Origin of the sequence: Streptomyces sp. NPDC093801, from assembly GCF_040701585.1 — a bacterium.
GTDB lineage: Bacteria > Actinomycetota > Actinomycetes > Streptomycetales > Streptomycetaceae > Streptomyces.
On record NZ_JBFBDP010000013.1, the window covers coordinates 127,303 to 142,223 of the forward strand.

The following is a 14,921-nucleotide window of genomic DNA, read 5'->3' on the forward strand; positions in this document are numbered from 1 at the left end:
CTCCCGCACCGCCCGGCGCCGCTCACGCACCGCCCTCGCACCGCCCCGGCCCTTTCCCCGCCCGCTCCGAAGGAGTCCCGCCATGCACGCCTTCACGCACACCCGGATCCACGCCGCCCGCACCGCCGAACTCGCCGCCGCGGCCGCCGCCCTGCGCCTCGCCCGTGAAGCCGCCCCGGCGGCCCGCCCCACCGCCTCCGCCGCCCTGCGCAACCGGCTCGGCGAGGCCCTCGTCGCCGCCGGGAACCGGCTGATCCAGTCCCGGCCCGCCCCCGCCCGCATCCAGCGGCACGCCGTATGAGCCGGCGGCCCTTCGCGGCCGTCCTGGCCGCCAACACCATCTCCATCGCGGGCAGTTCACTCACCATGATCGGTGTCCCGTGGTTCGTGCTCCAGACCACGGGCAGCGCCGGGCGGGCCGGGATCGTCGCCTTCTGCGCCACCCTGCCCATCGTCGTCGCGGCCCTGATCGGCGGGCCGGTCATCGACCGGATCGGCCGCCGCCGGGTCTCGGCCGTCTCCGACCTGGTCTGCGCCGCCTCGGTCGGCGCGATCCCGCTGCTGCACTACGCGGGGCTGCTGGAGTTCTGGATGCTGTGCGCGCTCATGGCCCTCGGCGGCCTCGTGCACACCCCGGGCCTGACCGCCCGCTCCGTCCTGCTGCCCAGCCTCGCCGAGCACGCGGGCACCACCGTCGCCCGGGCCGCGAGCCTCTACGACGCCGTCTCGCGCGGGGCCCGGATGATCGGCGCCGCGGTCGCCGGCCTGCTGATCGCCGTCCTCGGCGCGGAGTCCGTGCTGCTGATGGACGCGGCCACCTTCGCGGTGTCGGCGCTGCTGGTCTCCGCCTTCCTGCGCGGAGTCCCGGCGGCCGAGCCCCAACGCGCCGCCGAGAAGCCCTCGTTCGCCGCCTACCGCGCCGAACTCGCCGAGGGCTGGCGCTTCCTGACCCGCTCGCGCCTGCTGCTGGGCATCACCGTCATGGTGATGACGACCAACGGCCTCGACCAGGGCTGGTCCTCCGTCCTCCTCCCCGTCCACGGCCGCGAGGAGCTCGGCGGCGCCACCGCCCTCGGCCTGATGATCTCCCTGTTCGGCGGCTTCGCCCTGCTGGGCGCCCTCCTCTACGGGGCCTGGGGCGACCGCTTCCCGCGCCGGGCGGTGTTCGCGGGCGCCTTCCTGCTCTCCGGCGCCACCCGCTACGCGGTCGCCGCCGTCACCGACACCCCGCTCCCCCTCGCGGTGACCATGGCCCTGGCGGGCCTGGGCGCGGGCGTCCTGAACCCCGTCCTGACGACGGTGCTCTTCGAGAGGGTGCCCGAGGAGCTGCGCAGCCGGGTCTCCGGCGTGGCCACGGCGGGCTGCGAGCTGGCCATGCCGATGGGCGGCCTCGCGGCGGGCCTCCTGGTCGACGGCCTCGGCATCACCGCGGCCCTGCTCGCCTTCGGGGGCGTCTACCTGCTGACCACCCTGGGCCCGGTCCTCTTCCCGGCCTGGCGGGAGATGGACGCCGGGCCGTCGGCCGCCGTCAGCAGGACGGGACGTCCGCACCCCGGTTCAGCGCCCGCAGCGCGTTCACCGCATCCGTCAGCGAAGTGACGGGGACCAGCTGGAGCCCTTCGGGCAGCTCGGACTTCGCGTCCGAGCACTCGGCCTTCGGGACGAGGAAGACGCTCGCCCCGTCGCGCCGCGCGGCCTGGGTCTTCAGGCCGACGCCGCCGACCGCGCCGACCGTCCCGTCAGCGCTGATGGTCCCCGTACCGGCGACCGTGCGGCCGCCGGTGAGGTCGCCGCCGCTGCCGTCGCCGTCGATCTTGTCGATGATGCCGAGGGTGAAGAGCAGGCCGGCGCTCGGGCCGCCGACGTCGGCGAGGTTGAGGTCGACCTTGACCGACTTGGGGTCCTTGTGGAGGTAGCCGAGCGCCGCGGCCGCGGCGGCCGACTGCGACTGGGTCATCTCCTCCAGGTTGTGCTCCTCGATCTGCTTGTCGCTCCCGCCCGAGGGATAGACGGCCTCGCGGGGCATGACCGCCTCGTCGGTCCTGAACCAGTGGTCGACGAGCTCGTGCAGGCGCATCGTCGAGGAGGGCCCCGTGGCCCGGATGGTGGTCATCCGCAGCTGGCCCTTGGTGTCCCGGACCGGGGCGCCGGAGACGGTGATCACCGGCTTGCCCTGGTCGGAGCCCAGCACGTCGGCCGTGGGCCCCGGGACGGCCACCACGAAGGGCAGCGGTGCGAGGGCCACGACGGCGAACAGCGCGACGACGGGAGCGGCGCAGACGGCCAGGGCGGTGGGACGCGGCAGACGTGTGAGGCGAGAGAGCACCCGGCCAATCTACCGACCCGCACCACCCGGCCCGCGCGCACGCAGCCGCGTCCGCCGTCGGGACGTCGGCGCGGGAGCGGCGGACGAGCTCGGCACGGGCGTCGCCCGCGGGCGCCGGGCGTCGACGCGGGGCAGCGGGGTACCGGTGCGGGACGCCGGTGCGGGCGTCCCGGCGGACCCTCCGCGGGCGTCCCGGCGCCGGCTCAGCGCAGCGCGTCGGCGACCTCGCGGGCCGCGTCCACCACACGGGGCCCTACCCGCTCCGGCACGGCGTCGGCGAGCATCACGACGCCGACGCTGCCCTCCAGGCCGGTGATGCCGACCAGGGGCGCCGCCGCGCCGCTGGCGCCCGCCTCGAGTTCGCCGTGGGTGAGCGTGTAGCCGGGCTCGATGAGCGAGCCCTGACGGGCCGCCAGGATGGCCCGGCCGGCCGCGCCGCGGTCCAGCGGGTGGCGGAAGCCGGCCCGGTAGGCGACGTGGTAGTCCGTCCAGGTGGGCTCGACGACGGCCACGGCGAGCGCCTCCGTGCCGTCCACGAGCGTCAGGTGCGCGGTGGCCCCTATGTCCTCGGCGAGCGACCTCAGGGCGGGCAGGGCCGCCTCGCGCACGAGCGGGTGGACCTGCCGGCCCAGCCGCAGCACGCCGAGCCCGACGCGGGCCCGGCCGCCGAGGTCGCGGCGGACCAGGGCGTGCTGCTCCAGCGTGGCCAGCAGGCGGTAGACCACGGTGCGGTTGACGCCGAGCCGGTTGGAGAGCTCGGTCACGGTCAGCCCGTGGTCGGTGTCGGCGAGCAGCTTGAGGACTCTGAGCCCTCGGTCGAGAGTCTGGGAGGTTTCCGCGGTCACGACGCCTCTCCCTCTGTGTCGTCGGTGGACGGCGGTGACTCTCATGGGGTACAGCGCTGCCGGTCCCTCGGCGACGCACGGAGAGGCCGCCGGTAGCGGCCATGGCACCGGCTGCGCTCCCGCGGCGGCGCTGCCACGGGGCGTTCGATGCGGGGACAGTAGCGAGCGGGTCCGCTCAGCGGAAGGCCTCGTCCAGAATCCGGTCGCCTACTGCCGATTTAAGCCACTTTCGCCGCGCGACTGTATCGATTCGTAATGTCTTTCATCCGAAAATCGGTTTACAGGTCTACTACTGTGAGGCTTGATCGTGTTCAAAAAGATGTCGGGGGAGGGCCGGGGCATGAACGCCCCGCGCTCGCATAGGGGAGAGAAGCAACAGTGAACCTGAAGCGCATGGCCGTCGTCGCCGCTGCCGCCGTGGTGGGCCCGACGGTCCTCATGGCCACGCCCGCGATGGCCGACGAAGCCAAGAACACGGCCGTCACCACCCCGGACTCGGCCCCCAAGGGCGACTCCGCCGCCGCCGAGACCCCGGCCGCCCCGGCCGCGGACGCGGCGAAGCCGGCCGTCGAGACCCCTGCCCCGGCCAAGGACGCCAAGCCCGCCGCCGAGAAGCCGGCCCCGGCTCCGGCCAAGCCCGCTCCGGCCCCGGTCGACGAGGACGCCTTCCGGGCCACCGGTCCGGTCCTGGGCCTGAACGGCGTCCCGGCCTCCTTCAAGGCCGGCGGCGACTGGACGAACCTCACCGTCAAGGTCGACAACTCCAAGGGCAAGGCGCAGGAGAGCTACGTGCTCGTCCTGGCCGTCGCCGACGAGGCCAGCAAGCTGAGCGCCAAGGACGTCCACGTCCAGCTCTACTACCAGGGCGGCTGGCACGACGTGCAGATCATGGACGGCGAGGGCGCCCCGGTCGCCCTGCTGACCGACGACGTCGAGATCCCGGCGAAGCAGCTGAGCCTCCAGGTCCGCGTCAAGTTCAACGCGAACGCCCCCAAGGGCAACATCGCCATCGCGGTGGCCGGCGGCAGCAACGTGGACGAGCGCGTCTACTCGGACACCGCCTGGGCCGAGTCGAAGATCGTCTCCGGCGCCGGCCAGGGCGGTGGCAACACCGGCGGCAACACCGGCGGCAACACCGGGAACACCGGCGGCGGCCACACCGGCGGCGGCAACGACACCAAGCCGAACGGCGGCGGCACCACCACGCCGATCGTCGACCACGACACCGGCAGCGGCACGGGCAGCGGCACGGGCACCGGCACCACCGCCGGCGGCCAGCTCGCCGAGACCGGTGCGGACGCCGCCACCAGCTGGGCGCTCGGCGCCGGCGGTGTGGCCCTGGCCATGGGTGCGGCCCTGGTCGCCGGCACCGGCAAGCGCCGCCGCGTCACCGGCTGACCGGCTCCACGCCCTACGGCGACGGGGTCCGTGCGCACCGCGCACGGACCCCGTTCCGCATGCCTGCCGGAAGGCTCACCGCATCCGCGTGGCCCACTCCTGCACCTTCTTGATCCGCTCCTTCAGCTGCCCCGCCGTCGCCTCCGCGCTCGGCGGCCCGCCGCAGACGCGGCGCAGCTCGGTGTGGATCACCCCGTGCGGCTTGCCGCTCTGGTGGACGTACGCGCCGACCATCGTGTTCAGCGACTTGCGCAGCTCCAGCAGCTCCTTGTGGGAGACCACCGGCCGCCGCTCGGCCGGCAGCTCCAGCAGGTCCGACTCCGCGTCCGGCTTGCGGCGGCTGTGCGCGATCTGCCGCGACTGCCGCTTCTGGAGCAGCAGCTGCACCTGGTCCGGCTCCAGCAGGCCCGGGATGCCGAGGTAGTCCTGCTCCTCCTCGCTGCCCGGGTGCGCCTGCATGCCGAACTCGGCGCCGTCGTAGAGCACCCGGTCGAAGACGGCGTCGGATTCGAGGGCCTCGAAGGACATCTGCTCGTCCTCGCCGGTGTCCTCGTCCTCCTGCCGGTTCGCCTCCTCCATCTCCTTCTCGGACTCGGCGTACGGGTCGTCGTCCTCGCCCGCCTTCTTCGGCCGGTCCAGGACGTGGTCGCGCTCGACCTCCATCTCGTTGGCGAAGCCGAGGAGGTAGGGGATCGTCGGGAGGAACACGGAGGCCGTCTCGCCGCGCCTGCGCGACCGCACGAAGCGGCCCACGGCCTGGGCGAAGAACAGCGGGGTCGAGATCGTCGTCGCGTACACGCCCACCGCGAGGCGGGGGACGTCGACGCCCTCGGACACCATGCGGACCGCCACCATCCAGCGGTCGTCGTTCGCGCTGAAGGTGTCGATGTTCTTCGACGCGCCGGTGTCGTCGGAGAGCACGACGGTCGGCTTGGTCCCGGTGATCTCCCGGATCAGCTTGGCGTACGCGCGCGCGGCGTCCTGGTCGGCGGCGATGACGAGCCCGCCGGCGTCCGGGATGCCCTTCCTGACCTCCGTCAGCCGCTGGTCGGCGGCGCGCAGCACGTTCGGCATCCAGTCGCCGCGCGGGTCCAGCGCCGTGCGCCAGGCCTGCGAGATGGCGTCCTTGGTCATCGGCTCGCCGAGGCGGGCCTCGATCTCGTCGCCGGCCTTGGTGCGCCAGCGCATGTTGCCGCTGTAGGACAGGAAGATCACGGGCCGGACGACGCCGTCCCCGAGGGCGTTGCCGTAGCCGTACGTGTAGTCGGCGGACGAGCGGCGGATGCCGTCGTTGCCCTCCTCGTACGTCACGAACGGGATCGGGTTGGTGTCGGACCGGAAGGGCGTCCCGGTCAGGGCCAGGCGGCGGGTCGCCGGGTCGAAGGCCTCCAGGCAGGCCTCGCCCCAGGACTTGGAGTCGCCCGCGTGGTGGATCTCGTCGAGGATCACCAGGGTCTTGCGCTGCTCGCAGCGGTTGCGGTGCAGCATCGGCCGCACGCCGACACCGGCGTAGGTGACGGCGACGCCGTGGTAGTCCTTGCTCAGCGGCCCGGCCGAGTACTCGGGATCGAGCCGGATGCCTATGCGGGCGGCGGCCTCCGCCCACTGCTTCTTCAGGTGCTCGGTCGGCGCGACCACGGTCACCTGCTGCACCACGTGGTGGTGCAGCAGCCAGGAGGCCAGGGTCAGCGCGAAGGTCGTCTTGCCGGCGCCGGGGGTGGCGACGGCGAGGAAATCCCGGGGCTGGGTCTGGACGTACTTCTCCAGTGCCCCCTGCTGCCAGGCACGCAGCTTGCTGGCGGTACCCCACGGCGCGCGGCCGGGGAAGGCGGGTGAGAGGTGGTGGGAGGCGGTAGTAGTCACGGTCTCCGGTTCGGGCTCTCGGCGGCGGTCGTACTCAGGACAACCGGGCCACCTTACCCGCGCCGCACCACCCCCCGCGGAGGGACAGGCCCGTGACCTCGGGCAGTGCGGCGAGCGTCACACCGCGGCCAACTCCCGCAGCCTGTCGGCGATCACCGGCACCCGGGCCTCGGCGCCGGAGGCCACGTCGACGACCAGCGCGTACGCCGCGTCCTGGTCCACGGCCGCCGGATCGACCCCGTTCACGGCGAGGAAGGTGGCGGCGGCGAGCCAGGCGGTGCGCTTGTTCCCGTCGACCAGGGGATGGTTCACGGCGATGCCGTGGAGCAGCGCGGCGGCCTGCTCGTACGGGTCCGTGTAGGCGGGCGTCCCGAACATGCGGGCCCGGGGCCGGTGCACGGCGGACTCCAGCAGGCCGGGTGCGCGCAGCTCGACCGGCTGCCCCTGGGCCAGGCAGGCGTGCCGGGCCAGATCGAGGACCTCGGCGAGAGTGAGGTGCCGCACGACGTCGGCCGGGACCACGGCGCCGCGGGCGTCGGCGGCGCGGCTCATGGCGGCCTGGCCCACTGCAGCCTGGCCCATGGCGTCGCGGCCTTCGCCGGCCCGGCCTTCCGCGTCGCGGGCCACGGCGACCTGGCCCACGGCGTGGCGAGCCACGGCGCCGCGGGCGTCGGCGGCGCGGCTCATGCCGGCCCCCGTCATGCGCCGAGCCGCTTCAGGAGGGGCTCGTGCAGCCGGGCCAGGCGGGCCGCGGTGTCGCCGACGCGCCCGCGCTCCCGGCGCAGGTGCTCCCGTACGGCCTCCAGGACCTGCTCCTCGGGCGTGCGGCCGGTGGCGTCTGCGAGGTCGGCGAGCTCCGCGTACGCGGCGTCGGAGAGCCGGATGACCAGATCGTTCACGCACGCAGCGTAACGACGGCCCCGTGGGGGCGTCAGCCGGTTTTCGCCGCCGGCCGCTCGTGCAGCCGGGTGGCCACCCAGGCCCCCGCCAGGGCCACGCAGGCCATCGGCAGGAACACGACCAGGAAGGCCGCCGGATGCGAGGCGCCGCTCCCCGCGTCGACCGCGTGCGCGGCCCCCACGGCTCCCCCGCCCAGCGCGGCGAACGCCGCCCCGCCGGCCGCCAGCAGCACCACGTTGGCCAGGGCGTCGGAGATCTGGAGCGCGGCGGAGTTCGCCCCGGCCTCCTCCGGCGCCGACAGCTGGAGCAGCAGCACGCTCGTCGAGCCGATCACCAGGCCCATGCCGAGGGAGCCCACGGCCCACGCCAGGGCCAGCGTCCACACCGGCACCGACTCGACCAGCACCGCCGGGGCCGCCGCGATGGCGCACGCCACCATCACCATCCCGGCCACCATCAGCCGCTCCCGGTACGGGGCCGTCCGCCCCTGGGACTGCACCCACGAGCCGAGGGCCCAGGTCACCCCGCCGAGCGCCAGCGAGAACCCGGCCAGGGTCGGGCTGAGGCCGCGCTGGGTGACCAGCATCAGCGGCACGAAGCTCTCCGCCCCGATGAAGGCCCCCGCCGCCACCCCGCGCAGCAGCACCACGGACGGCAGCCCGCGCCGCGCCCGGTACGTCCCGCGCGGCAGCAGCCCCAGCACCGCCGGCACCAGCAGGGCCGCACCGGCGACCCCGGGCAGCAGCGACGGCCACCGCAGGTCCTGCGCGGCGTACTGGAGCAGCCCGGCGCCCACCGAGATCCCGAGGGCCAGCCGGATCCGCCGCCGGTCGAACGCCGCGGGCGCCTCCCCGCCGGAGTCCACCGGCCCGGACGCGGTCCGGCGGATCGCGGGCAGCGCCACCATCAGCGGCACGACGACCAGCACGGGTATCCCGAGGAACACCCACCGCCAGCCGAGGTACTCGGTGACGGTCCCGGCGGCCAGCGGCCCGACGATGGACGGCACCACCCAGGCCGCGGCGAAGGCCGCCATGATCGCGGGCCGCAGCCGCTCCTCGTAGGCCCGGCTGACGACGACGTAGAGCGCGACGATCACCAGCCCGCCCCCGAGCCCCTGGAGCGCCCGCCCGAGCACGAACACCCCCATGACGGCGGCGGTCCCGGAACACACCAGCCCGGCGGCGAAGGCCCCGATCCCGACGGTCAGCGGCCGCAGCGGCCCCTGCCGGTCGGCCCACTGGCCGGACAGGACCATGCCGAAGAGGCTGGTGGTGAAGTAGGCGGAGAAGCCGAAGGCGTAGAGCCCGATCCCGTCCAGCTCACGCGCGGCGACGGGCATGGCGGTCCCGACGGCGGTGGCCTCGAAGGCCATCAGGAAGATCACGGAGATGATCCCGACGCTCAGCGCCCGGTACGCCGGCCCCAGAACGCCGCCCGACGGCGGGGGCGGGGCGGCGGCGGACTCGGATATCCGGGGTTCAAGGGCGCTCATCGCCCCAGAGTAAGGTGCACGGCCCGGACTCGCCCCTGTCAATTCGTCGGATCCCGCATGGTCCGCACGACCTAGGTCCGAGGGCCCGTGTGAACGGCACATGGCAGTCCCGTTGCACCCCCGCCGCGCGTCTTCCCGGGTGCGTCCGGGGACCGTACGTTCGTGCCCAGCACACCACGGCCGTGTGCCCGAGTGGTTGAGGGACTCGCCTGCAAAGCGAGTTACGCCGGTTCGATTCCGGTCACGGCCTCCGTTGGGCCGCCCGGGGCATCCACCCCGGGCGGCCTTCGCCTTTCAGTCCCCGGCCGGCAGCTCTTCGGCACGCGCGGGGAGCCCACCGTCATCCACGCACCGCAGCTCCTTGGCCACGGCGAGGGCGGCGGAATGGGCGATGGCGAGGTAGTCGGGGCGGAGGACCGGGTCGCCTTTGCTGGCCGCCCACCGCTCCTGGAAGAAGAGCCTGATCCGCAGGGGGACCTCCGGGGTGGAGCCGACGCGGGGGCTGACGCAGTCGTAGTCCAGGTAGACCACTTTCCTCTCCCGGGTGGACACCCGCACTCCCCGGTCACTCACCCCCGGGAAACCGGCGGGATCTCCGGCATACAGGCTGTAGGCGGTGAATCGCACGCGCGCCGGGGCCAGACGGGTAGCGGCCGGTTGTCCGGAGATCTCGCAGCTCGACTGCGGCATGTCACTGATGTTCTTGCCGGACCGGTACGCATCCTCCATTGCCTGGGCGACAGCCCGAGCGTCTGGATTCTTCTTCTCGTCCCGGAGCAGGAAAGCAGTGGACTCGAGGACCCTTTCCAGCGCCTTCCCGCCTTCGGCAGGAAAGAGCCCTGCGCAGACCTGGCCGACGGACAGCCGTGGCGGCTCGATGGCCTGCGTCGCCGGTTCCGGGCTGCCGGAGGAACAGCCTGCACCTGCCGTACCGAGCATCGCCAACCCCGCCAGCGGGAGGCCCACCCGAATACGGTTCAACCGACGTCCTTCGTCTGCGCCTCATGGCCCTGCTGCTGGGCGATGGAGTTGCCCTTCAGGTAACCGACGTGCATCGACTCCTCGAAGTCGTTGCCGAAGGTGCTGTTCGGGTCGATGCCGTGGCGGTCCCTGAACGCCTTCATCGGCGCTTCGGCACTGTGCTCACCAGCTCGGAACATGGCCTTGTTGGCGTCGTGAGCAGCACCGCTGATCTTGTCCTTGTGCTCTTCCTTGGCCTCGTCCGACCACTCGCCGATGACCTGCCCCGCCGCCTGCTCCACGAGGCCGGTACCGGTGTCCACGGCCAGGGGGACGACGACGGCCGCCGCACCGGCCGCCGCGGCCGTGGCGGGCAGGAAGGCCACGCCGGCCGCGATGGCGGCCGTGGTGCCGAACTCGACCCAGGCGGAGCTCTGCTCGTGCGCCTTCTCGTACACCTCCTGCTTCTTCTCTGCGACCCCCCTGACCTGTTCCGCCCGGGACTCGTCGAGGATGCCCTGCACCTCGGCACTGGTACGGATCGTCGCGCGCGCCCGTCCCTCGTCGATCGTGCCGTCGTGCACCGCCCGGCTCTCCAGAACGCTTGCCGCGTAGACGCGTTCAGCGGTGGAGACGGTGGCGTAGGCGTCAGGGTGCTGCCCGAGGGCGGCGAGCAGGTCCCGGGCCTCGTCGCGCTCGAAGCTCGCATGGGCCTGCTTGCCGTCGGCTCCCGAGGCGAAGACGCTCTGGTCTCCTCCCCCGTCCAGCGCCCGGTTCACGTCGTCGATGTACCCGGCGGTCATATGGCCCAGGCTGTCCGCGAGGCCCTCCTGGTGCTTGAGCAGCCCAGGGTCCCCGCCGTATTTGAGCGCCACCGCCTCCATGACGTTCGCCCCGGCCTTGGTCCGGTGGAGTTCCGGGTCGGAGTCGTCCCAGGCGTGACCGAGTGCGGCTGCCTCCAGGGCGTGGCCCAGGGCGTCGGGCATGTGGTTCTGGGCCTTCTGCAGGTCGTCCGGGTTCATGCCCTCCATGTCGATCGTCGAGTGGTAGCTCTCGCTCGCGAAGAAATCGAGGTAGCCGGTGATGGGCCTGCCCTTGGCGTCCTTCCCCAGGTCGAGTGTGCCCGCCCTGACCGTGCCGTCCCGGTTGTACACCGGAGGCGCGGGCTCGCGCTCCGGGTCGAAGAACTGTGCCGACGCCTCCGGGCTGTGTCCCAGCGCCTCCAGGAAGCTGACCACCGGGTCGTAGCCCGCGCCGTTGATGCCCGACGGGTTCAGCATGTTCCTGCCGTAGCCGTTGAGCTGGCGGGTCCCGCCGAAGAAGTCCGGGTCCTTCGCGTGGATCTGCGTCGCGTGTTCGGCGATCGGGACCAGGAACTTCGGGTCGTAGTTCCCGTAGCGCATGATGCCGCCGAGCAGCTGGTAGCCGTACGGGGCGTTCTGGTCGTTCCGGGCGAGGGGGATCTGCTGGGTGCCCAGCCTGCGCAGCTCCTGCGCGTAGCTGTCGGGCAGGTGCGGCTCGGTGCTGGAGCTGGTGGCGGTGGCCAGGTTGAAGCCCAGGTTCCGCTGGAGTTCCCGGACGTCCTTCAGCCGCTGCTCGTCGAGCGTGCCGTACTCGTACGTGTCGGTCGCCATGGTCCCGAAGAACTGGAGCGCGCCCTTGGGCCCGAGGTTCGCGTAGAAGGCGGTGGAGAAGGCCGGGACCTTGGCGTTGTCGGCCAGCAGTTCGTTGAGCTCCACCAGCTCGGCGTGCGAGAGGGCGCGCCCCTTGCGCGCGAGGTCGGTGGCGCGGCCGGCCTGTTCGGCGGTGAGGCCGGCGTACTTCGGGGCGGTGAAGTCGTGGTCCTTGGCCACGTTCGCGGCGAGGAGGCGGGCGAGGGACTGGTCGACGTCCTCGCAGGCGTCGATGGCGGCGTCCACCTTGGCCTGCCACAGGGGGCGGTTGACGCGGAGGGACTCCTGGTAGTCCGGGTCGTGGCGGGCCGCCTCGCGGTCCGCTTCGGTGGGGAGGGGCAGCGGCTCGACCCTCCCCCTGGCGTCGACCCGGAAGCCGGCGGCGGGAGCCTCCTCCTCGCTGATCTTCCGCAGGCGCTCGCGGGAGGACCTGAAGGTGTCGTGGCCCTGCGCGAGGGCCTGGTGGATGCCCCTGGCCGCCTTGGCGGCGTCCCCGAACTCCTTGGCCGTCCGGTCGACGAACGGCCGCGCCACACCCGCCGTGACGCCGCTCCACTCGGCCTTGTCGGACTTGGCCTTCATGCCGTTGCGGGCGGCCTCGGCCAGCTCGTCCAGCTTGGCGGCCAACGCCTGCCAGTCGCGGACGGCGGTGGCGAGTTTGTCGATCGGGGCGTTGAGGACGTTCTCGTACGTCAGCACGGGCCGCGCGGCCTTCCCTACGTGAGGTACTGCTCGATCTTGGACGAGGTGAACTCGGCGTAGAGCTGCTGCTCTTCCTTGGCGTGGGAGGAGAGGGAGTAGTTCAGGCCGTTGGAGATCTGGGCGCAGGCGGCGACGAGGGTCTTGACCTGGCCCTCCCAGCGGCTGTTCGCCTTGGCGAGGGCGGATCCGCTGGCGAAGCCCTCCCGTGCGAGGGCGCCGGCGGCCTCCGCGGAGGCGGTGGCGGCGTGGCGGCCGTCGGTCTGGAGGCGGGAGTGGAGCCGGTGGGCCTCGCTGCCGACGGCGCCGATGTGGTCCTGGTTGAGGGCGAGGTCGCTGCCGGTGGCTCCGCCGGCGTGGTCGAGGCGCAGGGAGGCGGTGGCGCGCGCGGCGGCCCACTCCTCGTCGAAGGACATCCCGTGCGCTCTCCACTCCCGTGTCGGTGGGGTCAACGTCCGGCCCTGCGGACGGCGACTGCGGCGACGGCTCCGCCGATGAGGACGCTGGCCCCCAGTCCGAGGGCGAGCCAGGGTGGGGTGCCGCCGTCGCCCTTGTCTACCGCAGGGGCGGCCCGTGGCGCCTGCGGCGGGGTGGTCTTTCCCCCGGTCGAGGGAACGGAGGTGTCCTTGGCTGCCGCGGCGGCGAGATCCGGCAGCGGGTAGACGTCCGGCGGGCCGGGGTCGCCGGGGGTGGGGAGGGCGATACGGGGGCGGACCACTCCGTAGCCGATGTAGTCGTTGCGCTCGACGCCGTCGACGGGCTTGCCGGCGGTGTTCAGGAGGACGCGGAGGATCTGGTTGTTGGTCCAGGTGGGGTGGACGGACCAGAGGAGGGCGGCGGAGGCGGATGCCAGGGCTGTGGCGTCGCTGGTGCCGCTGCTTGTGCAGAGGCCGGTCTCCCGCGCGCACGCCGTGACAAGGTCGACTCCTGGGGCTGATACATCGACCTGCGGCCCATGCTGCGACATCTTGGCTGCAGCACCGTCCCGGTCTACCGCTCCAACACCCACCACGCCAGGCGTCGCCGCCGGATACAAGACCGCATTCGTCGTGTCGCCATCATTGCCGACGCCTGCGAAAATAAGCTTGCCTTTAGAGAGGGCATATTTCACGGCACCGAGCCGCTCGGGATCATCCTTGGATGCAGCCATGGAAAGATTGATGATCCTGGCATCCGATTCTGCCGCATACCGAATCGCCGCAGTCCAGGATGGGCTCCGTTCATCAAATTCATGCGGCACCCGAATTGGAAGAATCTTGGCATCAGGCGCCAGACCGAACGCGCCGTTGCCGCTCGGATGCTGGCCCGATCCTGCGATCAATGCCGCAATGGTGGTTCCATGTTTGTCATAGTCGGTGCGCTCGTCACCTCTATACCCCCCCTGCCCCGCCGCAAAATCCTTCCCAACAAGGACCCGACCCTCCAGTTCTGGGACCCGGTCAACCCCACTGTCAACTACGGCAACAACGACTCCCTTGCCGGTGCTGATCTGCCAGATTTCATCTGCTTTCATGGCATCGAGATGCCACTGCTGCTCCCTTACGACTTGCGCATGCGCCAGGTTGGACGCGACTCCAGCCAGAAGAAGGCCAACCAGGGCAGCGGTCGCCTTACGCATACGCATCCGATGCACTGTCCGATCCACTCAATCGATCACCGGCGGCACAACACGACGACTGCTCTGCCAGGTCTCTTCGTCTTCAGTCAGGTAGTCCGGACAAGCATCGCCCTGCCCGCCACGCCGCCTACCCGGTGTCGGAGAAGCCGCTCCGCCAAGGCCCACCGCACCAGCACCCGACCCACCGCGCACGAGCCCTGAACCTCCCTGGGTAAACGGCTGAGCGCCAGTAGAGGCCTGACGGCCGCCCACCACGCCGCCCGGTTCGATGGCCAACCGTCGGCCAACAGCCGGAGTGCCAGGTGAGCCGTGGGGGCCGCCAAAGCCGGTCGTCATGCCCGGCATCCCGCGACCACTGGCGTGAGTGCCTTCCGCGCCAACGACCGTACCCCGCGGGAGGAACGCGCCAGATCCGCCACCAGCGGATACGGGCCGCCCGCCTACGATCCCGGTACCGCTCGACAGCGGATCCGGGGTTCCGCCAACTTTGCTTCCCCCAGCGCCGACAAAAGGCTGCAGTGGTGACAGCGGCCCACTCATTGGCTGCACCGCCAGGGGTGGGAGGGACTGGCCGGGATGCTTCCAAGTATCGCTTGGAGCACTGTGCCCGGAGGCCCCGGACGGGACAGAAATCGATGGCACGACGCTAGACGGAACCGTTGCAACGTGGTCGAGATCCATCTCCACCTCTCGAGGACGGGGGACTGGCGTGGGAGGCAACGAAGACCCCCCGGGCAGAGGTCGTTCAACACTCGGTGAGGCGTGACGCTTTACCGAGCCGGGCTCCCCATAGGAAACGCCGGCGGTGGGAGCTGACAGGTCATGTGCTGTACCACCGACACCATAATTCCCGCCAGAACTACCTCCTCCGCGACTGAGGGAGACCTCGTCGCTGCCGATGCCCTTCGGCTCGAACACCCCCGGTGGTGGCGGGAACGTTGGGATTTGTGCTCGGTGTAGTTGGGTCGTCGAGGTGTCGTAGGACTGGGCCAGTTTCGTCAGTTGTTGTACCGCCTGGTGCCGGTCCGCGGTCAGCTTGGTGTGGGCCGTGCGGGCGAGGCGGGCGGCGTCCGGGTCGTTGGGGTGGTGGCGGGTCGTCTCCAGGGTTGCGGCCGCCTCCCTGTCGTAGCCCGGGGTGTTGGCC

General features: G+C 72.1%; 13 protein-coding genes and 1 tRNA gene. 4 read left to right on the forward strand and 10 right to left on the reverse strand.

What is annotated here, in order from left to right; genetic code table 11:
- Positions 1-82: 82 nt before the first annotated feature.
- Entirely contained in the window at positions 83-301 is a 219-nt protein-coding gene (locus tag AB0469_RS17245) for a hypothetical protein (RefSeq protein WP_366452222.1), read from the forward strand.
- Positions 298-1,599 (forward strand): MFS transporter, encoded by a 1,302-nt coding sequence (locus tag AB0469_RS17250; RefSeq protein WP_366452223.1) that lies wholly within the window; start codon positions 298-300, stop codon positions 1,597-1,599. Before AB0469_RS17245 ends, AB0469_RS17250 begins: the two co-directional genes overlap by 4 nt.
- Here AB0469_RS17250 and AB0469_RS17255 read toward each other — a convergent pair.
- Complete coding sequence (locus AB0469_RS17255) at positions 1,529-2,326, reverse strand: S16 family serine protease (protein WP_366452224.1); 798 nt, start codon at positions 2,324-2,326, stop codon at positions 1,529-1,531. The two genes, AB0469_RS17250 and AB0469_RS17255, sit on opposite strands and share 71 nt — an antisense overlap.
- A 203-nt stretch (positions 2,327-2,529) precedes the next feature.
- Positions 2,530-3,171: a helix-turn-helix domain-containing protein gene (locus tag AB0469_RS17260; protein WP_007264382.1), complete on the reverse strand. Its 642-nt coding sequence runs from the start codon at positions 3,169-3,171 to the stop codon at positions 2,530-2,532.
- A gap of 378 nt (positions 3,172-3,549) precedes the next feature.
- Between AB0469_RS17260 and AB0469_RS17265 the strand changes: the two genes are divergently transcribed.
- Entirely contained in the window at positions 3,550-4,569 is a 1,020-nt protein-coding gene (locus AB0469_RS17265; protein ID WP_366452225.1) for a hypothetical protein, read from the forward strand.
- A gap of 75 nt (positions 4,570-4,644) precedes the next feature.
- Here the strand turns inward: AB0469_RS17265 and AB0469_RS17270 are convergent, their stop codons facing one another.
- From AB0469_RS17270 to AB0469_RS17285, 4 genes are all read right to left on the reverse strand, one after another.
- Positions 4,645-6,432: a DEAD/DEAH box helicase gene (locus AB0469_RS17270; protein ID WP_366452226.1), complete on the reverse strand. Its 1,788-nt coding sequence runs from the start codon at positions 6,430-6,432 to the stop codon at positions 4,645-4,647.
- A 117-nt stretch (positions 6,433-6,549) separates the two neighbouring features.
- Positions 6,550-6,984 (reverse strand): type II toxin-antitoxin system death-on-curing family toxin, encoded by a 435-nt coding sequence (locus AB0469_RS17275; RefSeq protein ID WP_366452300.1) that lies wholly within the window; start codon positions 6,982-6,984, stop codon positions 6,550-6,552.
- A gap of 146 nt (positions 6,985-7,130) precedes the next feature.
- Entirely contained in the window at positions 7,131-7,331 is a 201-nt protein-coding gene (locus AB0469_RS17280) for a hypothetical protein (protein WP_366452227.1), read from the reverse strand.
- Positions 7,332-7,363: 32 nt separating this feature from the next.
- Entirely contained in the window at positions 7,364-8,827 is a 1,464-nt protein-coding gene (locus AB0469_RS17285) for an MFS transporter (protein ID WP_366452228.1), read from the reverse strand.
- A 178-nt stretch (positions 8,828-9,005) separates the two neighbouring features.
- On the opposite strand from AB0469_RS17285, the gene AB0469_RS17290 reads away from it, so the two are divergent.
- A tRNA-Cys gene (locus AB0469_RS17290) sits at positions 9,006-9,077 on the forward strand.
- Positions 9,078-9,121: 44 nt separating this feature from the next.
- On the opposite strand, the gene AB0469_RS17295 is transcribed toward AB0469_RS17290, so the two are convergent.
- From AB0469_RS17295 to mycP, 4 genes are read right to left on the reverse strand one after another with little or no spacing between them, the layout of a single operon-like run.
- Positions 9,122-9,808, reverse strand: a complete 687-nt coding sequence (locus AB0469_RS17295) for a hypothetical protein (RefSeq protein WP_366452229.1) — start codon at positions 9,806-9,808, stop codon at positions 9,122-9,124.
- Positions 9,805-12,159, reverse strand: coding sequence for a hypothetical protein (locus AB0469_RS17300; protein WP_366452230.1), 2,355 nt, complete (start codon positions 12,157-12,159; stop codon positions 9,805-9,807). Before AB0469_RS17300 ends, AB0469_RS17295 begins: the two co-directional genes overlap by 4 nt.
- Positions 12,160-12,176: 17 nt before the next feature.
- Positions 12,177-12,575 (reverse strand): hypothetical protein, encoded by a 399-nt coding sequence (locus AB0469_RS17305; RefSeq protein WP_366452231.1) that lies wholly within the window; start codon positions 12,573-12,575, stop codon positions 12,177-12,179.
- A 32-nt stretch (positions 12,576-12,607) separates the two neighbouring features.
- Entirely contained in the window at positions 12,608-13,783 is a 1,176-nt protein-coding gene (gene mycP, locus AB0469_RS17310) for a type VII secretion-associated serine protease mycosin (RefSeq protein ID WP_366452232.1), read from the reverse strand.
- Positions 13,784-14,921 lie beyond the last annotated feature (1,138 nt).